Genomic DNA, 20131 nt, shown 5'->3' on the forward strand with positions numbered 1-20131 from the left:
GCCGAGCCTCAGATCGAGTCGGCAGTACGCAGTTCGGAGATCGCCGCATCGCTGTAACCGAGTTCCCCCAGAATGGCATCGGTGTGCGCACCCAGAGCGGGAACCGGATCGAATCGTGGTTCCACACCGCTGAGGTTCGCCGGCGGCAGCAGCGCTCGCACCGGACCACCCGGGGTGTCCACCTCACGCCAGCGGTCACGTCCGGCCAGGGACGGGTGGGACAGAAAATCCGAGACGGAGCCCAGCCGTCCGTTGGCGATCGACACCTTGTCGAGTAGCGCTAGGGCGTCGTCCGTGTCGAGCAGACGCGTCCGCGCGGAGATCAGAGCGTTGCATTCCTCACGGTGCGCCACCCGCGCGGAGTTGCGGCAGAAACGTGGGTCGGTGGCGATCGACTCGTCGCCGAGCACCTCCGAGCAGAACGCGGACCATTCGCGGTCGTTCTGGATCGACAGCAGGACAGTGCCGTCAGCGGTGGGGAACGGGCCGTACGGGGCGATCGTCGCGTGTTCCGATCCGACCCGGTTCGGCTGCGTGCCAACGCATTCGGTGTAGTAGGCGGGCGATCCCATCCATTCGCCGAGCGCCTCGAAAAGAGCGACCTCCACCGCGCGGGCGGTACCGGTGGTTGCGCGCGTGTACAGCGCGGACAGGATCCCGCTGTAGGCGTACATGCCGGCCGCGATGTCGGCGATCGACACACCGACCTTGGAAGGGCACTCGTCGGGGCCGGTGAGCGACATCAGGCCGGATTCGCCCTGGACCAGCATGTCGTAGGCCTTGCGATCGGACCAGGGACCGGTGTTGCCGTAGCCGGACACGTCGCACGGAATCAGCGCGGGATACCGCTGCTGGAGAGACGGGGCGTCGAGGTTCATCCGGGATGCGGCGCCGGGCGCAAGGTTCTGCACGAAGACATCCGCTGTGGACAACAGCTTTTCGAGGATGCCGCGGCCCTCGTCGGACTTCAGGTCCAGCGTCAGCGACTCCTTGGAACGGTTGAGCCAGACGAAGTAGCTCGATTCGCCGTGCACGGTCTCGTCGTAACGCCGCGCGAAGTCGCCGGCGTCGGGACGTTCCACTTTGATGACGCGGGCACCGAGGTCGGCCAGTTGCCGGGTCGCGAAGGGTGCAGCAACTGCTTGTTCGATGCTCACGACTGTGATCCCCGCGAGCGGTAGGGCGGTCTGCGATGCCATGGAGCCAGCCTTCCTCGAAATGTACGGCCATTTTGCCTCTATGTACGCGCCATCGTCAATCGGGTGGGGGCAGGTTTTACACGTACTTGAGGTTGCCGGCCGTACCCGGCCACCTTCTAACCGTGGTGACGGCGGTACGCCTCGACAGCCCCCGGATGGCGAGGGACGCCGGCTGTCTGGATCAGTGATCGGGCGTCGAGGAACTGCGCGCCGACAGTATCGGGGGGGATCAGGTCCTGGGCTCGATCGATGAGAAGGTCGACGAGGGCACCGGCCACGGCGTCGGGCAGCTGCGGCGACGCGACGAGCAGGCTGGGAACCCCCACCGTCGCGGTCTCGGCAGTGTCACCGTACGTCCGGGCGGGGACCGAAACCGGTTCGTACATGGGCCCGTAGATCCTGCGCATCTCGACGTACTCGGCAGACAGGTCGAGTAGCCGGATCCCGCCGTCCGGACCGTGCCCGGGCCGAGGCATCGCCGCCGGGGTGGGTACGCCACCGGCCCACAGTGCGGCGGCGACCGTACCGTCGCGCAGGGAGTCGAGGACGGTGGTGAGTGACACCGGGCGCACCGTCACGTCGTCGACGGTCAGTCCGCTCGCCTCGAGGACCCGCCTTCCGGTTTGTGCGGTTCCGGAGCCGGGAGAGCCGAGACTAATAGTCTGGCCGCGAAGATCTTTCATCGAGTGAAAGGGCGAGCGCGCGGGCACCGCGCACTGGAGATAGTTTTCGTACACCCGGCCGATGGCCAGCATCGGAGTGGCCGACTCGACAGCGGAGTCGGCCAGCGTCAGCCCGATGAGTACCTCACCGGAGGCCAGCAGCGACAGGTTCTCCAGGGAACCGGTGGTGTAGCGCACCGTCAACCGGAGATCCCCACCCGAGGGGGGCGGAACGTCCGCAAGCAACTCGGCGAACTCGGACTGGAATCCGTCGCGCTCCCCGGACGCGATTTCGTACGTCCCCGTGGGCTGGGCACGAGCGCATCCCGACAGTGCGACCGCTGCGGCCACACCGCCGATGAACTGTCGCCGGCTAATCATCGTCCAGCTTCTCCACGTGCGGTTCGAGCCACAAGCGTACGCGCAGACCGCCGGCGGGGGCCTCGTCGATGACGAGACGACCGCCGTAGGCCGCGGTGACGACCTCGACGATGGACAGGCCGAGTCCCGTTCCGGCCTGGTCGCTGGCCCGGAAGAAGCGGTCGGTGAGCTTGTCGCGCAGCTCTTCCGGGACTCCCGGACCGTCGTCTGCCACCCACACGCACACCGGAGAGCGGCCCGGTGACTGCTCCACGACGACGCCGATCTCGATGGTGGGGTGCGGGCCTGCGTACCGGGATGCGTTGTCGATCAGCACATCGAGCACCTGGGACAGATCGTTCTCGGCGATCGCGACCGGAACACGGTCGACGTCGGGGGACGCGACGGTGACCAGACGTGCACCACGTTCGCGGGCCGTCACCGACCAGAAGTCGACCCGGTCGGCCACCACCGACAGTGCGTCGCAGGCCGCCTCGGATCGATCCGCCCCGAATCGCGGTGTCTCGGCCGAGGCGAGCGAGAGAAGGCTGTCGAGAATGGTCTGCAAGCGTTTGGCCTCCTCGGTCACGCTGTGATAATCCTCGCGCGCACTGTCCGGCACACCGTCGTCGAGAAGGTCGAGGCGAAATTGCAACGCCGCAAGCGGGTTCCGCAGTTGATGGGCGGTGTCGGCAATCAGGCGCTGTTGCGCGTCCGCTGCCCGCAGCACCGCCGAAGACATCACGTCGAACGAATGCGCGAGCCGGCGCACCTCGGGAGGCCCGCCTGCCGCCGTGGCCGGCAGCACCGATTGCGGCGGCGCGGACGTCTGCGGCATCCCCGTGTCGGGCATGCGGCGGATGAGTTGCACGATCCCCTTGGACAAGTTCGCGAGCGGTCCGAGCACCCACCGGCTCAAGACGATCGCGAGGACGCCGAACGCGGCCAGAGCCAGCACCGCGCCGGCCGCGATCACGGCCCATTGCCGGAGGATGTCGGAGCGAGCCTCGGCGGTCGAGGCGCGCAGCACGATGGTGCCGTTCACCTGAGCGCCCGACCCCACCGGCTTGACGAACAGCGCCTCGTCGTCGCTCCATGGGAACAACCGGTCGACGGTGGAGACCCGCTCGTTGCGCAGTCCGCTGCGAATCGCCGCCTCGATCCCGGGTTCGTCGCCGTCGAGGCCTACCCCGAGGGTCGGGACACCACGCGTGGAGACCACCAGAACGCCCTCGCCGTACACGTCGTCGTACGCCTCGACCTCGCCGGCGATCCGCGCCGGGTCGCCGGTCCTGACGTACTCCTCGGCGAGGACGGCGAACCGTTGGATGTCGCCCTCGCGGCCGAGTGTGAACTCCTGCGTCCGCGCGTCCGCAGTCGCGAGCGCGAGGGGAATCGCGAAACTCGCGACCGCGCAGGATCCGAGTATCGCGAGAATCAGCAGTAGCCGTCGGCGCATGTCGTTTCGACCCCGAGGTCAGCACACCCACCGGTAGCCGAAACCACGGATGGTGCTGATCAATCCGGGTCGGTCCAGCTTGGCGCGCAGTGTGCCGATGTGGACGTCGAGCGAACGCGAGACCGCCACGAACGCGTCACCCCACACCCGGTCCATCAGTTGCTGACGGCTGACCGCAGCCCCCGGGTTCTCGAGCAGGATCTCGAGGAGGGCGAATTCCTTCGACGTCAGGTCGACCTCGGTGCCCGCCACGGTGACGGTGCGGGAATCGAGGTCGACGCGGACGTCGCCGGTGACCACTTCCCGTGGTGCGCCGCCTTCGACGGCCATACTTCGCCGGCGCACCACTTCGATGCGAGCGAAAAGCTCGGACATACGCGCGGGCTTGACGAGGTAGTCGTCGGCGCCGCCACGCAGGCCGCGCACCACCGAACGTTCGTCGTCGCGGGCGGTCAGGATGATGACGGGGACGGCACTGACCTGGCGGAGCTGACGCAACACCTCGAGCCCGTCGCGGTCCGGTAACCCCAGATCGAGCAGGACGAAGTCCACCTCGCCGTGGTGCAGCAGCAGTTCCGACCCGAACTTCATCCGCACGGGCTGGTGTGCCTGCCGGGTCAGTCCCGCAACGAGTGCGTTGCCGACGCCGTCGTCGTCTTCGACCACCGCGATGCGCATAACCGGCATTGTCCCCCGGCCGCGGTGCGCCGGGGGAACATTGCCGGAGGACGAGGGATCAGACACGCTCGAGTCGGCGGTCGTCGCGGTCTTCCTCGCGTCCGTCGCGGGCGTGATTCTCCGTCTCGGGATCGAGGGTGGTGCCGCCCTTGCCCTTGGCCATGAACAGCGCGGCAACCAGGGTCAGCGCCGAGCAACCGACGACGTAGTAGAAGAACGCCGATTCATGTCCGGCCTGCTTGAGAGCGAGCGCGAGAGGCTCGGCCGTGCCACTGAACAGGGCGGCGGTGATCGCGTGCGGCAACCCGACACCGAGCGCGCGGACCTTCGTCGGGAACAGCTCCGCCTTGACGATCGCGCTCAGCGCGCTGTAGGCGGTCACGATGACCAGTCCGGTCATCATCAGGCCGAACGCGACGAACGCGTTGGTGGTGTTGCCGAGAACGGTCAGGATCGGGACGGTCAGCACGGTCGAGCCGACACCGAAGAACAGCATGACCTTGCGGCGACCGATGCGGTCGGAGATCAGTCCGGCCACGGGCTGCAGCAGCATGTAGATGAACAGTGCGGCGAAGTTGATCCACGCCACCGTTTCCGGGGCGATCCCCGAGGTGTTGATCATGTACTTCTGCAGGTACGTGGTGTACGTGTAGAACGCGACGGTGCCGCCGATAGCGAGGCCGAACACCATCGCGAGCTGCTTCGGGTACTGCAGCAGCAGGCGGAGGGTGCCGCGCTTGGCCGACGGCTTCGTGCCGGATGCCTTCTCGGCAGCAATCTGGGCCGCTTCCTCCTTGTACTGGTCCGACTCGTCCATCCCACGACGGAAGAGCATCACGGTCACGGCGGCGATCGCGCCGATCACGAACGGAATACGCCAACCCCAGGCCTGCATCTGGTCGATGGTCAGAAGCTGCAGCAGAATGATCTGGACGCCGAGCGCGGCGAGCTGACCCAGAATGATCGACACGTACTGGAAGCTCGAGTAGAAGCCGCGTCGGCCGGGCGTCGCGACCTCGGACAGGTACGTCGCGCTGGAAGCGAATTCGCCTCCCACGGAGAGTCCCTGGATCAGCCGCGCCATCACCAGCAACGCCGGGGCGAGCATTCCGATCGCCTCGAAACTCGGTGTCGCAGCGATGATCAACGATCCTGCGGCCATCATCAGCACCGACAACGTCAGAGCGTTCTTGCGCCCGTACCTGTCCGCGTATCGACCCAAGATGTAGCCACCGATCGGGCGCATCAGGAATCCGACGGCGAAAACCAGTGCCGTGGAGAGAAGCTGGGCAGTCGTGCTGCTCTGCGGGAAGAAGGACGCCGCGAAGAACACGCTGAACGCTGCATAGACGAACCAGTCGTACCACTCCACGAGGTTGCCGATGCAGCCGCGAACCACGTTCGCAACAACCCGCCTCTCGCCGGTCGACGACGTTGGGTTCGAAGTCGTGTGTCGCATGATGTTCCTTCCTCGACTGCTGTGATGATTCATAGCCACTGACACCAATGTGGTCGCCACCACAGCGAGAGGGAAGGGATGGGCCGCTTTCCTTACATTCGCTTTAGACGGCACCGCAGCGGGTCGGTCCGAGCCCACCCGAGGGTGAGCCTTATCGGCATCGGCCGAGCTCGAGGCCATTTTTCTCGTCGCGACCCGAGTTGACGCCTGTCATGCCTTCACGTTCCACGGTCGCATGCCCGATCGGCATGGTTCCATCACGAAATAGCATTTTCCAACGCCGTCCATCACACATCAGAATATTGGCGACACCGACTTCCCCAAGAAGGAGCCACCATGCAGACCGTCGAGAAAGAGACTCCGGTATGGCAGAAGGAGATCTTCGAGATCCTGAAGTCCGGAGACGTCAAACAGATTGCCTACGTCCCCGATGCCGGACATTCCCACGCCATCCGTGAGGCACAACAGGACCCCGACATCCGAGATGTCGTGCTGACCACCGAGGAAGAAGGTGTCGCGGTCGTCAGCGGAGCATGGCTCGGCGGCCAACGGTCGGTTCTGCTCATGCAGAGCAGCGGAGTGGGTAACTGCGTCAACATGTTCTCGCTGTTGGAGATGTGCAAGTTCCCGTTTCTGACGCTGGTCACCATGCGGGGGGAGTACGCCGAGTTCAACCCGTGGCAAAGCCCGATGGGACAAGCCACTCAGGCGGCTCTGGAAATCATGGGGATCACCGTTCACCGCGCAGATCATCCCGACGAAGTCGCAGATGTGGTCGCGGCGGCCTTCGACTCCGCGTTCCTGGCCGGTGAGCGCGTCGCAGTCCTCCTGGGCCAGAGCCTGATCGGACGCAAGAAGTGGGAGAACATGTGATGAGTGCCGATACTACATCCAGGATCGATCGACGCCTCTTCGTGGCAGACCTGCTGTCCGAGGTACCCGACGCGCTCATGGTCACCGGGCTGGGGTCGCCCTCCTACGACGTGTGTGCCGCCGGCGCCAGGCCGCGCAACTTCTATCTGTGGGGTGCCATGGGCGCCGCAACACCGCTCGGACTCGGTCTCGCGCTGGCGCAGCCCGACGAATCCGTCGTAGTGATCACCGGCGACGGCGAACAACTGATGGGAATCGGCGCACTCGGGACGATCGCCGTCCAGGCTCCGCCCAATCTCACCATCGTGGTACTCGACAACGGCCACTTCGGCGAGACCGGGATGCAGCCGAGTCACTCCAGTCTCGGAACCGACCTTTGCTCAGTGGCACAGGGATTCGGAATCGAGACGACATTGAGGATCGACTCGCACGACGGGTACGCGCAGATCGGCGACCACGTCCGCGCTCGTCGCGGAACGACGTTCGCGCAGGTACTCATCTCGAGTGCAGAAGCCCCGCGTGTGCTACCCCCGCGCGACGGCATCCACGTCAAGAACATCTTCCGGGCCGAATTCGGGTTCTCCCCCTTCTGACGAGAGCGAGGCAGCGATGCAGCGATATCCGCTCCACATCGACGGCACACAGCGGCACCCCCGGGACGATCGCTGGATCACCAGCGACAACCCGTACACCGGTAAGCCGTGGGCAGAGATCGCGCGGGGAAACGACAACGATGTCGACGAGGCCGTTCGGGCCGCCCACCGCGCGTTCACCGAAGGCCCGTGGTCGAGCACGACCGCGACCGACCGCGGGCGGGTATTGCGCGACATCGGTGACCGCATCGCCGAGGACGCCGATCGGCTCGCCCGAATCGAAGTGCAGGACAACGGAAAACTGCTTTCCGAGATGCGTGGGCAGGTCGACTACGTCCCGCAGTGGTTCTACTACTACGGGGGGCTGGCCGACAAGATCGAGGGCACCGTGCTCCCCTCGACAAGAAGGGCTACTTCGCCTACACCAGGCGCGAGCCCATCGGGGTCGTCGCCGTCATCACCCCGTGGAATTCGCCGCTGATGCTCCTGGCGTGGAAACTGGCGCCTGCCCTGGCGGCCGGATGCACGGTGGTGATCAAACCGTCCGAGTTCACTTCCGTATCCACCCTCGAACTGGTGAAACTTCTCGAAGAAGCGGGCCTGCCGCCGGGAGTGGTCAACGTGGTCACCGGATTCGGCGACGAGGTCGGCAGCCCCCTCGTCGACCATCCACTGGTCACGAAGGTCAGCTTCACCGGGTCCGACCTCACCGGGCGCCGGATCAACGAGCAGGCCGCCCGAAGCTTCAAGCACGTCAGTCTCGAACTCGGCGGCAAGTCACCGAATATCGTGTTCGACGACGCAGACCTGGACTCTGCCGTCAACGGGGTCGTGTCGGGAATCTTCGCCGCCACCGGCCAAACCTGCATCGCCGGATCCAGGCTCCTGGTGCAGCGATCGATTCACGACAGCTTCGTCGACAAGGTCGTCGACCTCGCTCGCACCGCGCGGATGGGTGACCCCCTCGATCCGCACACGCAGGTCGGGCCGATCACCACCCGGCCGCAGTTCGCGAAGGTTCTCGAATACCTCGACGTCGCCAAGCAGGACGGAGCCCGGGCAGTGCTCGGCGGCTTGGCGGCGCAACGACCGGAGTGCGGCAACGGCTGGTTCGTCGAACCCACGATCTTCACCGGCGTCGACAACAGCCACCGCCTCGCACAGGAAGAAGTGTTCGGCCCGGTACTCGCGGTCATCCCGTTCGACGACGAGCACGACGCGGTTCGTATCGCCTACGACGTCCGGTTCGGCCTCGGTGCCGGAGTGTGGACGAGTGACATCGCCCGGGCCTTCCGCATGGCCGAGGCGATCCAATCCGGAACGGTCTGGGTCAACACCTACCGGGCAGTGAGCTTCATGGCGCCCTTCGGCGGCGTCAAAGACTCCGGTCTCGGCCGGGAGAACGGTTATCGGAGCACTGGACGAATACCTGCACACCAAGAGCGTCTGGATCAACACCGGAGCCCCATCCGGCAATCCCTTCGTCATGCGCTGACGCGCCTGTGAGTACTTATTAACCGTGGGGGGTTAACAAGTACTCACGGGCGCGTGAGCGCACAGGGGTGGGCAACGAGCACCCTAGGGTGTCTGTCGAACCGCTTGCCCGGAAGGCAGTGTTGTTGTGGCCAAGGAATACTCGACCACACACCACCAAGGACACCGCATGTTTCGCCACACTGCCATTCGCGCCGGCCTGATGTTCGCCGCGGTCGCGTTCTCTCTCACCGGCGCAGCCGGAATCGCGCACGCCATGCCCGCCTCGTCCGGCACTGATGTCGCGGTGGCCTCACAGTCGGACCGCGATGCCCGCGACCGGGATCGGCGCGACCGTTTCGACGACGACGAGCAGGCCATGCTCTGCGAAGGTCAGGCCATCGTCGACCGACCCAGCTGCTCGTCTTTGCCGTACTGATTCGCATCGATCGGACGGCCCTCCGTCGGCGCCGCTGCCGCGTTCAGTGCGGCAGCGGCGGTCGAACCGATGCGGCAGGGCGCGTATCGTCTGCTGCACGGTAACCCCGCACCCGATGGCGTCGCCCATCGGTCCGCCTACTGCGCGGGGTCTGACGATGCTCGACGAACGACCACGACGCACCCCTGACCATGCCTCACCCCGGACGCTCACGGTCTTCGTCGACGACGAGCCTGTCGCCGCAGACTCCGTCTGGCACCCGGGTGACACCGTGACCACCGCCCTCTCGTGGCTCGACGAGCAGCAGCTTCCCGCCGAGCTTCGATCACTGGCAGAGGAGGTCGAGAGTCGGAAGAACGGTGTCGGCCGAGGAGTCTTCTACGTCGACAGGTACCCGGGGTTCTCCCCTCAGCCCGTGCTGTCCGTGAGCGGAGTGGTCGCGACCATCGAGGTCGTCGCGAACCTCGAACTGCACACCGACCAGGGCTGGAAACTGTTGCCCGACAACGTACACATGTGGGACGTACCCGACACGGGCACGTGGCGCATGCCGAATCGGCAGTACTCGGTGCCCGGCACGTCCGGTGACCTTCGGTTCGTCGAACAGCACGAGTTCATCGAGCGGTACGGCGTCACCACACCGACCTTCCGTCGCGATTCACGATACTTCCGGGTGGCTCTCTACCTGGCCGAGTGAGAGCTACGCCTACCGAAGGTCGATCCGCACATCCCGGAACTCGAAGATGCCGACAACCCAGTCGAAGGCCGTGGGCCCGTCCTCCCTCAGCGCGCGCTCGAGATCGGCACGCACCCTCTCCCGGTTCGTCGGGTGGCACTGCGCGAGACGCTGCTCGAGCTGACGCGCAGTCTCTTCGTACCCGAGGGCCTCGCGGGATCTGTCGCTGTTCTCCCATACGAAGAGGAAACCACCGTCATCAGGCGTGCCGTATCCACCGGTGAGGCAGTCGGCGAACGCATCCAGGTTGCGGCCGAAGTACCCGCCTTCACCGCGTACCGCTTCTCCGACCACCGTGAAGACGTCGTCGAGCGTGTGGATGCGCGCGCCGTCGATCACGTACATCACGGGTTGTCCGGTCATGGTTCGATCATTCCCCACCCGACAGGTGGAGGGTTCGTGAAGAGCTCGGACCAGCGGACCTCGGGGTGCGTCGCGAGCAGTGCCCGGCGCTGCCGTTCCGTCATCCCACCCCAGATGCCGAATTCGACTCGATTGTCGAGTGCGTACGCACCGCATTCCATCAGCACCGGGCAGTGCCTGCAGAGGGCGGCGGCTTTGCGTTGCGCGGCGCCTGTGACGAAGAGCTGATCCGGGTCTCCTTCTCGACACTGAGCCCGCGTTATCCAGCCGAGGTCTGCTGCGGGGTGTGCGAGGTCGTGACGCCTGTTCGGTTTGCTCATGTGGAGCCATCCCATCTCGAAGACCGAGCACAGTCAGGGCACTGGGAATGCGGGCACGGCCCGATGGATCGTGTGAAAGGTTCGGTTGCGGACAGATTTTCGCAACGCCTCGGCTCCGGCGACGAGGTGCGATCGACAATTGCACCGCTGACAGATTAACTGCACTCCGTGCCGAGCGCGCGTCGGAGGTCGGCCCTGCCGTCGTGGGTGCAGACTGGATCCATGGTGTCGACGCAGCGGGAGCGGGAAGACAAGTACGAGGTGGGGCTCGAGTTCGTTCTGCCGGATCTCGAGGACGTGTTGCCTGCCGGTGGACGGATCGAGCAGGGCACGGTGAATCTGAACAGCGTCTACTACGACACGGATGACCGCGATCTGCTCCGTCAGAAGATCACGTTCCGCCGCCGGACCGGGGACGCCGATGTGGGATGGCAGTTGAAGGTCCCCGCCGACAAAGCACGCACCGAGATTCGGATGCCTCCAGGGGAGAGTGACGCGGTTCCTGACGATTTGGCGACCATGATTGCGGGTGTCGCACGGGGTAAACCTGTGCATCCGGTGGCGACGCTGAAAACCGTGAGACGCACGCAGCGACTCCTCGACCGGGACGACCGTCTGCTGGCGGAAGTGGCGGACGACCGGGTGCGCGGCGCCGTCGCCGGCGATCGCGCTGTCCTGAGTGAGTGGCGGGAGGTGGAGGTCGAACTCGGCGACGCCGGGGACGAGAAACTGCTCGGGAAGATCGGTAAGCGCCTCACCCGCCGCGGTGCGCAGCCGTCCCCGTATCCGTCGAAGCTCAGCCGTGTGCTCACCGTCGCGCACCTCGCCGTCGACGGCGGGGACACGACCCGAACGACCGTGGAAGCGGCGCTCGTCGACTATCTGGATGCTCAGGTTCAGGCGATCGTCGCCGGCGACGTGTGGTTGCGGCGCGGGCTGGACCCGGTCCACCCCACCCGCGTGGGGATCCGACGTTTCCGCAGCACGTTGCGGGTATTCACGCGCCTGTTCGAACCGGTCGCGCGGGCAGAACTCGACGCGGAACTGTCCTGGTACGCCGGTTTGCTCGGGGAGGTGCGGGATCGGCAGGTGCAACGCGCACGGTTCGCGGATGCGCTCGCCGCCCTGCCTCCGGAACTCGTGATGGGGCCGGTTGCCGCGCGCATCGAGAACGATCTGCTCGCCGAGCAACTCCGTCAGAGAACAGAGGTGATGGCAGCGCTCGACGGTGACCGCTACCGTGCGCTGCTGGCCACCCTGGCGCAGTGGCGCACCACTCCACCGCTGACCGCCGAGGCCGGCGACGATCCCCGGGTGATCGACAAGTGCGTACGGAAAGCCGAACGCAAGGCGCTCACACGCGTCGCCACCGCAGCTGCCGACGACGACGATGCGGCCCTGCACCGCGCGCGGAAGGCCGCCAAACGGGCCCGGTACGCCGCCGAACTCGCCGCACCGATTCTGGGAAAGAAGACGGCGAAGAAGAAGGCGGCACGGTTCAAGAAGATGCAGACGGTCCTCGGCGAGCACCAGGACAGCGTCGTCGCCGCGGAGACGCTCCGGACTCTCGGTGCCCGCGCCGGCGCGACACCCGGCGAGAACGGTTTCACGTTCGGCCTGCTGTACGGCCTGGAACTGCAGAAGGCGCGGCAGGCCCGGGAGGACGCCGCCCGGCTCGCGTCGGCCTAGAAGTCGAGGTCAGCCCGCCGGAATCGGAGCGAGGTACCGCAGCGTCGGGGACGGACCTGCACCGCAGTCGACGAACCACGCGCCCCCTTTCGCGGTCGCGCCCGAGGGCGGGACGTCCGGTATCCCTCGCGACCGCGCGAACTCGGCCAGCGCGTTGAGGATCTCCCCGTGCGTGCAGAAGATTGCCCGGTCGGCGTCGGGCTCGTGGAGCGCGGAAAACAGTTCGTCGGGGGACGCGTCCGGTGCCAGCAGCGGGTGATCGTGGACAGGCAGACCGCGCGCCTCGGCGAGTGGAAACAGGGTCTGGCGACAGCGGGTGGTGGGACTCGAGAACAGACTCGCGATCTCGATGCCGCCCAGCGCAGCGACGAAACCGTGGGCCTGCTCGTGCCCGAGTGGGCTCAGCGGTCGCTCGGCGTCGGGGCCGTGCCACAGCTTCTTCTCGCCTGCATGGGAGTGCCGGACCAGGACTAACATTCTCACCTTCTCCCGGCGCAGGGATTGTCGTTGAAGACTCCCACGCGGGACGTCAATTGGCCACCGCGAACAAAGGGTCGAAATGCTCTGCGGGGTAGCGGCACACACCCTCGACGGTCAGGTACGGAGGGAAGTGCGGATCCCGTAGATCACAGCCCCCAGCCCGAGGACGATCACACCCGAGATCACCGAGGCCAGGGGGAGGAACGCGGCGAGAACGAGGCACCCGACGGCGCCGACGACGGCAATCAGCCGCGACCACGGTTTCGCGGACAAGGTGCAGGCCGATGCGTTGGCGATCAGGTAGTAGACCAGCACCGCGAACGAGGAGAACCCGATGACGCCGCGCAGATCCGCTGTCGCGGCGAGGAGCGCCACCACCGCACCGACGGCCAACTCGGCCCGGTAGGGCACCGCGAACCGGGGGTGGACGGCGTCGAGCAGACGTGGCAGGTGGCCGTCCCGTGCCATCGCGAACGTGGTCCGTGACACCCCGAGGATCAGGGCGAGCAGCGAGCCGAGCGCGGCGATCACCGCGGCCACCCGGACCACCGGCTCGAGGCCCCCGAACCCCGCAGCGGCAACGGCCTGCGCGAGCGGATCCGTCGCGGCAGCGAGTGCGTCGGCGCCGAGCGCCGTCAGGACGGCGATCGCGACGCACAGGTACACGACGAGCGTGATCGCCAGAGCAATGGGGATCGCCCGGGAGATGGTCCGGGCCGGGTCCTTCACCTCCTCGCCGAGCGTGGCGATCCGGGCGTACCCGGCGAACGCGAAGAACAGGAGACCGGCGGCCTGCAGAACCCCGGTCGCGCCGTGGCCGGAGGTGATCTCGAGCCCGTCGAAGCCGGTATCGGAACCGGTAAGGCACACGACGACGACCACAGCGAGGACCGCGAGGACCGTGAACACGATGACCCGGGTGACCAGGGCAGACTTCTGCACACCCAGGTAGTTCACCGCCGTGATGACGGCGACGGCGATCACCGCGACGAGATGCTCACGCCCGGGCCAGGCGTAGGCGCCGACGGTCAGGGCCATCGCGGCACACGAGGCTGTCTTGCCGACCACGAATCCCCAGCCCGCGAGATACCCGAAGAACGGTCCCAGGCGTTTCACGGCCGTAGACATAGGTGCCACCGGATTGCGGGTACAGCGCGGCGAGCCGGGCCGAGGAATGCGCATTGCAGTACGCGATCACCGCGGCCACGGCCAACCCGACGAGCAGGGCGCCTCCGGCGGCGGCCGCGGCAGGCCCCAGCGCGGCGAAGATTCCGGCCCCGATCATCGACCCGAGGCCGATCATCACCGAGTCGAACACCCCCAGCCGCCGGCGCAACTGTGGCGTCGCGGTCGGGTGCGCATCGTTGCCTTCCGAAATCTCGTCACCGGCCATTCGTGGCAGTCTCCCCTTCGGACGTGCGGGTGTCGGGCACTCCAACGCTAGCGGTTGTCCGGAACTGACACGTGAACCATTCGGGGTCAAGCAGTTTCGGCGCGGCGACAGGATCACGTTTCACGACCAGGGCTGCGTCGGCCGTGGCGAGGGCTGGTGCGGGCATCGCGCGTGAAACATCGATAAGCGCGCGAAGGGGTGATTTCCGCCAACCGCTCGGACCATAATTGTTTCATCGGGAAAACGGATATCCGAAATCATGTGTAACCCGAGAATCATCGGCCGGTGAGACGCCGGGCGACAATCGAATCAAAGGTGACATCAGATGAACACGTTCGCATTGCGTACGGCGATTACCTCGGCCGCGATCGCCGCCTTTTTTGCGCTCGGTTCGGGCGTCGTAGCGGCGGCACCGGCATTTCATGGGGACCCGAACACACCCGGCTCGCAGCTCCACGTCCACGCCGACCCCAACACCCCCGCCGACAACAACAGTTACCAGTGCGGGGCGATCGGCGTCGGCGGTGCCGGAGTCGGATCGAACGCTCCCGGACAAAGCGGGCAACTCAACGGCGTCTTCTTCGGCAGCGGCCCCGTCCAGGGTGGTTGCATCGGGAATGACGGGTCGGTGCACTTCCCGTCCGGACGTGCCGAGTAGTACGCGGCGCTCGGCCTGATCCGCACCCTGGCCGTCCGGTGCGTTGCACTGTGATTCGACATCTGTCAATATCGACGCATGTCGAATCAGAAGTTGTCGGACGGTGGTGCGTGTTGCTCGCCGCTCGCGCGTGAACCATTGACCGAGGACTGGGCCGGGGATCTGGCCCGGATGTTCAAGGCCCTCGGCGATCCGGTGCGCCTGCGCCTGCTGAGCCTGATCGCCAGCCACGCCGGCGGCGAAGCCTGCGTGTGCGATATCTCCGAGTCGTTCGACCTGTCGCAGCCGACGATCTCGCATCACCTGAAGGTGCTCCGCGCAGCCGGCCTGCTGGGCTGCGAGCGTCGCGGCACCTGGGTGTACTACTGGGTGATCCCGTCGGCGCTGCAGCAATTGTCTGCTGTGCTTCTGACCGAGAGCGGCACCGCCGTACCGTCCCCGACGTGCGCCGAGGCGCAGGCATGAGCGGGCCAATCACGACCGAACACCCGGCCGTCGTCGGGAAGCTTTCCACCCTGGACCGGTTCCTGCCGGTGTGGATCGGCGTCGCCATGGTCGCCGGACTGCTCCTCGGCCGGATGATCCCCGGACTCGGGGACGCCTTGAGCGCCGTCGAGATCGACGGCATCTCGTTGCCGATCGCCCTCGGCCTGCTGGTCATGATGTACCCGGTGCTCGCGAAGGTCCGCTACGACCGACTCGACACCGTCACCGGCGACCGCAGACTGCTCATCGGATCGTTGGTACTGAACTGGGTGCTCGGTCCGGCACTGATGTTCGCCCTCGCCTGGTTGCTCCTGCCGGATCTGCCGGAGTACCGCACCGGTCTGATCATCGTCGGCCTGGCCCGCTGCATCGCCATGGTCATCATCTGGAACGACCTCGCGTGCGGTGACCGCGAGGCGGCCGCCGTCCTGGTCGCGATCAACTCGGTGTTCCAGGTCATCATGTTCGCCGTGCTCGGCTGGTTCTACCTGTCCGTGCTACCCGGCTGGCTCGGCCTCGAGCAGACCACCATCGACACCTCACCGTGGCAGATCGCGAAGTCGGTGCTCATCTTCCTGGGCATCCCGCTGCTCGCCGGCTACCTCACCCGTCGCTTCGGCGAGAAGGCCAGAGGCCGCACCTGGTACGAGAGCACGTTCCTTCCCCGGATCGGGCCGTGGGCGCTGTACGGATTGCTGTTCACGATCGTGATCCTCTTCGCGCTGCAGGGTGACCGGATCACGTCCCAGCCGTGGGACGTCGTCCGGATCGCGGTCCCGCTGCTGGCGTACTTCGCGATCATGTGGGGCGGCGGCTACGCGCTCGGCGCCGTCATGGGCCTGGGTTACCAGCGCACCACCACTCTCGCGTTCACCGCCGCGGGCAACAACTTCGAACTCGCCATCGCCGTCGCCATCGCCACCTATGGTGCGGCGTCGGGCCAGGCGCTGGCCGGTGTCGTCGGACCGCTGATCGAGGTCCCCGTCCTCGTGGGGCTGGTCTACGTGTCGCTCGCGCTCCGTTCCCGGTTCCGCGCGTCCGCTACGGAAGGTTCGCTGTCATGACCAGGCCCAGTGTGTTGTTCGTCTGCGTCCACAACGCCGGACGCTCCCAGATGGCCGCCGGGTTCCTGGCCCACCTCGCCGGTGATCGGATCGAGGTCCGCTCAGCCGGGTCCGCGCCGGCCGCGACCGTCAACCCGGCAGCGGTCGAGGCCATGGCCGAGATCGGGATCGACATCTCCGGCCAATCCCCGAAGATCCTCACCGCCGGGGCCGTCGAAACCTCCGACGTGGTGATCACGATGGGCTGCGGCGACGCCTGCCCCGTCTTCCCTGGGGTCAGCTATCGGGACTGGGCGCTCGACGATCCGGCAGGCAAGGGCGTCGACGCGGTTCGTCCGATCCGCGACGAGATCAAGGCGCGAGTCGAAGCGCTGATCGCCGAACTCGTCCCCGCCTGAGACGCGAACCGGTACGAGTCGCCGGTCAGATCGCGGTCTCCTGCGTACCGTCCTTTTGACGGCAACCGGGGCCGCTCGCCTGCCGCGTGGCCCGGTCGCCCTGATCACCCCTCCACCTGCGATTCCACTACCCATGCCGCAATTTGTGCGCGTGAGTTGAATCCCAGCTTCGTCAGGAGATGTTCCACGTGCCCCTGTGCGGTGCGGGGCGATATCACCAGCCGCGCGGCGATCTCCTTGTTGGTCAGCCCCTCGGCGATGAGGGCGGCAACCTCACGCTCCCGCTTCGTCGGTGTGGGCGACGGACCGGCGGACGTCGGAGACGGCGAAACCTGCTCGCCCAGCGCGTAGGCGACTGCTGCGTCGAAGCCGAGCGCCGCACCCTTTCTGCGGGCCGCGGCGAAGGCCTGCTCACTCATCGCCTCTCGGGTCCGGCGTTCGCACTCGTCCTGGTACACGCTCATGCCGGGCACCAACACCGTCGAACTGCCCACCGATCGGATGCACTCGTCTGCGGCGCCCATCAATACGACCGCTCGTTCCATATTGTGTTCCTCCGCGGCGAGCCACGCGAGCGCCTGCAGGCACACACTGGCGCTGAGCCGGTCGTTCACGCGACGGTCGATCTGGAGAGCCTGCCCGAGGAGCTGCGACGCCCGTGCGCTCTCCCCGAGCCGCCACACCGCGACAGCCAGCGCCCACAGCGAATACGACCGATACACCGATTCGCCCTGCGCCTCGGTGATCGCGAGGACGCGCTCATGGCATTCGACGGCTCGTTCCGTGTCGTTCACGAGGTCGTGCGTCATGCCGAGACCCACGACTGCGGCGACCTCGTAGAGGTCGTTGCGTGCCGTGAACCCTCGGACAGCCTTCTCGAGATGTGCGCGGGCGTCGGAAAGGCGCCCGGCGAACAGTGCCGCGTAGCCGGCCGCGTGGTCGGCGTGCGCACGCACCAGCGGGTCGCTCGACTGAGCGGCAACCGCCTGCGCTTGCTCCGCCAGCGCGTCCGACACGGAAATGTCGCCCTGCACTCCGGCCAGCATACTGCCGGCGTAGAGCGCCTTGACGCGATCGCCGGTAGGCTCTGCCGGCGATCGAGCGAGGAGGCGACCGAGCCATCGCCGACCCTCGCTGAACAATCCCCGGGACAGCCAGAACGGGTACAGTGCGGCAGCGATCCGCAGTCCCGTTGCGGGACTGTCGGACATGCAAAAATCCAGCGCCTCACGGAGATTCGGTTGTTCCCGAGTCAGTCTGGCGATCAACGCGAGCTGCCGGGAACTGATCCATTCGGTTTCCGCCTCGACCGCCAGCCGCTCACACCAGTCGCGGTGTCGACGGCGAAGCGCGGTGTAGTCGCCCCTCTCCTGCATCTTTTCCCGCCCGTAGGCGCGCACGGTCTCGAGCATTCGGAACCGCACCGCGGAACCCGACTCTTCTCTCGTCAGGATCGACTTGTCGACGAGAAACGTCACGGTGTCGAGGAGGTCGTCTGCGTCGTCGCCATCGCAGACCTGTTCCGCGGCCTCGAGTTCGAAACTGCCCGCGAAAACCGAGAGCTGCGCCCACATCCGTTGTTCCGCAGGTGTGCACAGGTCGTAACTCCAGTCGATGCACATCCGCAACGTCTGCTGCCGGGAAGGCGCGTCCCTGCTGCCGCGAGTGAGGAGTAGGTAACGATCGGTGAGACGCTGCAGGATCTGATCGGGTGTCATCGCGCGTAGCCGGGCCGCCGCCAGTTCGATCGGTAGCGGCAGCCCGTCCAGCCGCTGACAGATTCGGGCGATGGTGACCTTGTTCTCCTCGGTGAGCTCGAATCCGGGGACTACGGCGGCGCCGCGTTCCGCGAAGAGGGTGACCGCATCGTTGCGGGGCAGTCCTTTCGGCAGGTGATCGGGATCCGGGACGGGCAACGGGGGAATAAGAAGGGCTGTTTCCCCACCGATTCCGAGCGGTTCGCGACTCGTCGCGAGAATTCGCAGCCGAGGGCACGTGCGCAGCAGGATTTCGGCGAGTTTCGCGGCCGCGTCCACCACCTGCTCGCAGTTGTCCAGCACGAGCAACACTTCACGCGGGGCAAGGAACTCGACGAGCACCTCGTGTGAAGGTCGCGCAGACTGGTCACGCAATCCCAGTGCGGCCGCTACGACCCCCGCGACCAGCGAATCGTCCAGCAGCTCAGCCAGTTCCACCAGTGTCACACCGTCTGAGAAGTTTCGTTTCGCTTTGGCGGCTGCACGCAGAGCAAGCCGGGTCTTTCCCACCCCGCCGATTCCGGTCAACGTCACCAGCCGCGACGTCGAGAGCAAGTTCGTCGCCTCGGCGAGTTCCGTGCGGCGGTCGACGAAACTGGTCAGCTCCAGCGGAAGTCCACCCGTTCGGCCCGAATCCGCCGGCGACCACGACGGCCGGACTGGCTCTACGCCATGCGCTGCCCCCGGTTCCGCATGCATTGCCATCTCGTCGACCGGGAAGCCGTGCTGCAGTTGGGACTCGCGGAGTTGCCGACCCAGTTCCACTGCGGAGGGGCGAGCGCCTACCTCTGCGGACATGGCATGTTCGATGACAGCGCTGACCCCCTCGGAAATGCCGTGTTCGCGCGGGTTCGGCACCGGCTCGGACGTGATCCTCAGGAACTGTGCCACCACCTGCTCACCGCTGCGGCGTTCGAACGCCGCATGACCAGTGATCGCCGCGAACAGGGTGGCGCCGAGGCCGTACACATCGGCGGCGGGACTCGGAGGCTCCCCGGCCACGACCTCGGGGGCGGTGAACGCCGGCGAACCCGTCACGACGCCGGCCGTGGTTTCGAACCCGCCGGCGATGTGAGCGATGCCGAAATCCGTCAGCGCAGGCTCGCCGTAGTCGGTGAACAGGATGTTCCCGGGCTTGACATCGCGATGCAGGATCCCGAGCCGGTGGGCAGTTTCGAGGGTGCCGGCAATCTTCACCCCGAGTCGCAACGCTTCGTCGAGCGGGAGCGGCCCGTGGCGCCGGATCCGCTCGTCGAGCGACCCCCCGGCGTGGTACGGCATCACGATGAAGGGCCGACCGTTATCGGTGACACCGGCGTGGAAAACATTGACGATATTGGGGTGACCGGTCAGCCGGCCGGCCGCACGCTGCTCACGCAGGAACCGTGCCCGATTCTCCTCGTCGAGGTCGGCGGTGAGGACCTTGACCGCCACGGTGCGGTCGAGCGCAGCCTGCGTGCACCGGTACACGACGCCGAAACCGCCGCGGCCGATCTCCTGGGCATCCTCGAATCCGGCCGCCGCCAACTCCGCCGTGACCGAACCGGACACGTCGCGTTGCGTCGCGAACGGATCGACGTCCGTCATCGACT

General features: G+C 66.5%; 18 protein-coding genes and 2 pseudogenes. 10 read left to right on the forward strand and 10 right to left on the reverse strand.

Annotation, left to right across the window (positions count from 1 at the left end):
- Positions 1 to 8 precede the first annotated feature (8 nt).
- From PSR88_RS17085 to PSR88_RS17105, 5 genes are all read right to left on the reverse strand, one after another.
- Positions 9 to 1199: a CaiB/BaiF CoA transferase family protein gene (locus PSR88_RS17085; RefSeq protein ID WP_016881900.1), complete on the reverse strand. Its 1191-nt coding sequence runs from the start codon at positions 1197 to 1199 to the stop codon at positions 9 to 11.
- Between the two features lie 116 nt (positions 1200 to 1315).
- Complete coding sequence (locus PSR88_RS17090; RefSeq protein WP_029538924.1) at positions 1316 to 2242, reverse strand: TAXI family TRAP transporter solute-binding subunit; 927 nt, start codon at positions 2240 to 2242, stop codon at positions 1316 to 1318.
- A complete protein-coding gene (locus PSR88_RS17095) occupies positions 2235 to 3680 on the reverse strand; it encodes a sensor histidine kinase (RefSeq protein ID WP_016881898.1) in 1446 nt (481 codons plus the stop codon). Before PSR88_RS17095 ends, PSR88_RS17090 begins: the two co-directional genes overlap by 8 nt.
- A gap of 18 nt (positions 3681 to 3698) precedes the next feature.
- Positions 3699 to 4358, reverse strand: a complete 660-nt coding sequence (locus PSR88_RS17100) for a response regulator transcription factor (protein ID WP_009476313.1) — start codon at positions 4356 to 4358, stop codon at positions 3699 to 3701.
- Positions 4359 to 4416: 58 nt separating this feature from the next.
- Entirely contained in the window at positions 4417 to 5817 is a 1401-nt protein-coding gene (locus PSR88_RS17105) for an MFS transporter (protein ID WP_011595999.1), read from the reverse strand.
- Between the two features lie 336 nt (positions 5818 to 6153).
- Between PSR88_RS17105 and PSR88_RS17110 the strand changes: the two genes are divergently transcribed.
- The 5 genes and pseudogenes from PSR88_RS17110 (at position 6154) to PSR88_RS17130 (ending at position 9892) form a co-directional block, all read left to right on the forward strand.
- A complete protein-coding gene (locus PSR88_RS17110; RefSeq protein ID WP_016881897.1) occupies positions 6154 to 6690 on the forward strand; it encodes a thiamine pyrophosphate-binding protein in 537 nt (178 codons plus the stop codon).
- Entirely contained in the window at positions 6690 to 7283 is a 594-nt protein-coding gene (locus PSR88_RS17115) for a thiamine pyrophosphate-dependent enzyme (protein WP_029538921.1), read from the forward strand. The genes PSR88_RS17110 and PSR88_RS17115 overlap by 1 nt, the downstream gene beginning before the upstream one ends.
- A gap of 16 nt (positions 7284 to 7299) precedes the next feature.
- Positions 7300 to 8789: pseudogene (locus PSR88_RS17120) on the forward strand (aldehyde dehydrogenase).
- Between the two features lie 157 nt (positions 8790 to 8946).
- On the forward strand, positions 8947 to 9195 hold the full coding sequence (locus PSR88_RS17125) for a hypothetical protein (protein ID WP_009476319.1): 249 nt from the start codon (positions 8947 to 8949) through the stop codon (positions 9193 to 9195).
- Positions 9196 to 9310: 115 nt separating this feature from the next.
- On the forward strand, positions 9311 to 9892 hold the full coding sequence (locus PSR88_RS17130) for a hypothetical protein (RefSeq protein WP_016881895.1): 582 nt from the start codon (positions 9311 to 9313) through the stop codon (positions 9890 to 9892).
- A 9-nt stretch (positions 9893 to 9901) separates the two neighbouring features.
- On the opposite strand, the gene PSR88_RS17135 is transcribed toward PSR88_RS17130, so the two are convergent.
- Positions 9902 to 10294, reverse strand: coding sequence for a barstar family protein (locus PSR88_RS17135; protein ID WP_016881894.1), 393 nt, complete (start codon positions 10292 to 10294; stop codon positions 9902 to 9904).
- Positions 10291 to 10614: a WhiB family transcriptional regulator gene (locus PSR88_RS17140; RefSeq protein WP_011596006.1), complete on the reverse strand. Its 324-nt coding sequence runs from the start codon at positions 10612 to 10614 to the stop codon at positions 10291 to 10293. Before PSR88_RS17140 ends, PSR88_RS17135 begins: the two co-directional genes overlap by 4 nt.
- Before the next feature lie 222 nt (positions 10615 to 10836).
- Between PSR88_RS17140 and PSR88_RS17145 the strand changes: the two genes are divergently transcribed.
- The gene (locus tag PSR88_RS17145; protein WP_016881893.1) at positions 10837 to 12303 is read left to right on the forward strand and encodes a CYTH and CHAD domain-containing protein; all 1467 of its coding nucleotides are present in this window, start codon (positions 10837 to 10839) and stop codon (positions 12301 to 12303) included.
- Between the two features lie 9 nt (positions 12304 to 12312).
- Here the strand turns inward: PSR88_RS17145 and PSR88_RS17150 are convergent, their stop codons facing one another.
- Positions 12313 to 12780, reverse strand: a complete 468-nt coding sequence (locus PSR88_RS17150) for a SixA phosphatase family protein (protein WP_016881892.1) — start codon at positions 12778 to 12780, stop codon at positions 12313 to 12315.
- A 117-nt stretch (positions 12781 to 12897) separates the two neighbouring features.
- Positions 12898 to 14176 (reverse strand): annotated as a pseudogene (locus tag PSR88_RS17155) (APC family permease).
- Between the two features lie 325 nt (positions 14177 to 14501).
- Between PSR88_RS17155 and PSR88_RS17160 the strand changes: the two are divergent.
- From PSR88_RS17160 to PSR88_RS17175, 4 genes are all read left to right on the forward strand, one after another.
- A complete protein-coding gene (locus PSR88_RS17160) occupies positions 14502 to 14834 on the forward strand; it encodes a hypothetical protein (RefSeq protein ID WP_009476327.1) in 333 nt (110 codons plus the stop codon).
- A gap of 78 nt (positions 14835 to 14912) precedes the next feature.
- Positions 14913 to 15299 carry an ArsR/SmtB family transcription factor gene (locus PSR88_RS17165; protein ID WP_016881890.1) on the forward strand — a complete coding sequence of 129 codons (387 nt, stop codon included), beginning with the start codon at positions 14913 to 14915 and terminating at the stop codon, positions 15297 to 15299.
- Positions 15296 to 16384, forward strand: a complete 1089-nt coding sequence (arsB, locus tag PSR88_RS17170; protein WP_016881889.1) for an ACR3 family arsenite efflux transporter — start codon at positions 15296 to 15298, stop codon at positions 16382 to 16384. The genes PSR88_RS17165 and arsB overlap by 4 nt, the downstream gene beginning before the upstream one ends.
- On the forward strand, positions 16381 to 16782 hold the full coding sequence (locus PSR88_RS17175) for an arsenate reductase ArsC (RefSeq protein WP_016881888.1): 402 nt from the start codon (positions 16381 to 16383) through the stop codon (positions 16780 to 16782). The genes arsB and PSR88_RS17175 overlap by 4 nt, the downstream gene beginning before the upstream one ends.
- 104 nt (positions 16783 to 16886) lie before the next feature.
- Here PSR88_RS17175 and PSR88_RS17180 read toward each other — a convergent pair whose 3' ends face one another.
- On the reverse strand, positions 16887 to 20126 hold the full coding sequence (locus tag PSR88_RS17180) for a protein kinase domain-containing protein (RefSeq protein ID WP_016881887.1): 3240 nt from the start codon (positions 20124 to 20126) through the stop codon (positions 16887 to 16889).
- Positions 20127 to 20131 lie beyond the last annotated feature (5 nt).

Source organism: Rhodococcus sp. DK176, from assembly GCF_038447315.2.
Taxonomy (GTDB): Bacteria; Actinomycetota; Actinomycetes; order Mycobacteriales; family Mycobacteriaceae; genus Rhodococcus_F; species Rhodococcus_F jostii_A.

What these genes read in the sequence shown, in the direction of transcription:
- PSR88_RS17085 (WP_016881900.1), bottom strand. Translation starts at nt 1,199, where the DNA reads ATGGCATCGCAGACCGCCCTACCGCTCGCGGGGATCACAGTCGTGAGC.
- PSR88_RS17090 (WP_029538924.1), bottom strand. Translation starts at nt 2,242, where the DNA reads ATGATTAGCCGGCGACAGTTCATCGGCGGTGTGGCCGCAGCGGTCGCA.
- PSR88_RS17095 (WP_016881898.1), bottom strand. Translation starts at nt 3,680, where the DNA reads ATGCGCCGACGGCTACTGCTGATTCTCGCGATACTCGGATCCTGCGCG.
- PSR88_RS17100 (WP_009476313.1), bottom strand. Translation starts at nt 4,358, where the DNA reads ATGCGCATCGCGGTGGTCGAAGACGACGACGGCGTCGGCAACGCACTC.
- PSR88_RS17105 (WP_011595999.1), bottom strand. Translation starts at nt 5,817, where the DNA reads ATGCGACACACGACTTCGAACCCAACGTCGTCGACCGGCGAGAGGCGG.
- PSR88_RS17110 (WP_016881897.1), top strand. Translation starts at nt 6,154, where the DNA reads ATGCAGACCGTCGAGAAAGAGACTCCGGTATGGCAGAAGGAGATCTTC.
- PSR88_RS17115 (WP_029538921.1), top strand. Translation starts at nt 6,690, where the DNA reads ATGAGTGCCGATACTACATCCAGGATCGATCGACGCCTCTTCGTGGCA.
- PSR88_RS17125 (WP_009476319.1), top strand. Translation starts at nt 8,947, where the DNA reads ATGTTTCGCCACACTGCCATTCGCGCCGGCCTGATGTTCGCCGCGGTC.
- PSR88_RS17130 (WP_016881895.1), top strand. Translation starts at nt 9,311, where the DNA reads ATGGCGTCGCCCATCGGTCCGCCTACTGCGCGGGGTCTGACGATGCTC.
- PSR88_RS17135 (WP_016881894.1), bottom strand. Translation starts at nt 10,294, where the DNA reads ATGACCGGACAACCCGTGATGTACGTGATCGACGGCGCGCGCATCCAC.
- PSR88_RS17140 (WP_011596006.1), bottom strand. Translation starts at nt 10,614, where the DNA reads ATGAGCAAACCGAACAGGCGTCACGACCTCGCACACCCCGCAGCAGAC.
- PSR88_RS17145 (WP_016881893.1), top strand. Translation starts at nt 10,837, where the DNA reads ATGGTGTCGACGCAGCGGGAGCGGGAAGACAAGTACGAGGTGGGGCTC.
- PSR88_RS17150 (WP_016881892.1), bottom strand. Translation starts at nt 12,780, where the DNA reads ATGTTAGTCCTGGTCCGGCACTCCCATGCAGGCGAGAAGAAGCTGTGG.
- PSR88_RS17160 (WP_009476327.1), top strand. Translation starts at nt 14,502, where the DNA reads ATGAACACGTTCGCATTGCGTACGGCGATTACCTCGGCCGCGATCGCC.
- PSR88_RS17165 (WP_016881890.1), top strand. Translation starts at nt 14,913, where the DNA reads ATGTCGAATCAGAAGTTGTCGGACGGTGGTGCGTGTTGCTCGCCGCTC.
- arsB (WP_016881889.1), top strand. Translation starts at nt 15,296, where the DNA reads ATGAGCGGGCCAATCACGACCGAACACCCGGCCGTCGTCGGGAAGCTT.
- PSR88_RS17175 (WP_016881888.1), top strand. Translation starts at nt 16,381, where the DNA reads ATGACCAGGCCCAGTGTGTTGTTCGTCTGCGTCCACAACGCCGGACGC.
- PSR88_RS17180 (WP_016881887.1), bottom strand. Translation starts at nt 20,126, where the DNA reads ATGACGGACGTCGATCCGTTCGCGACGCAACGCGACGTGTCCGGTTCG.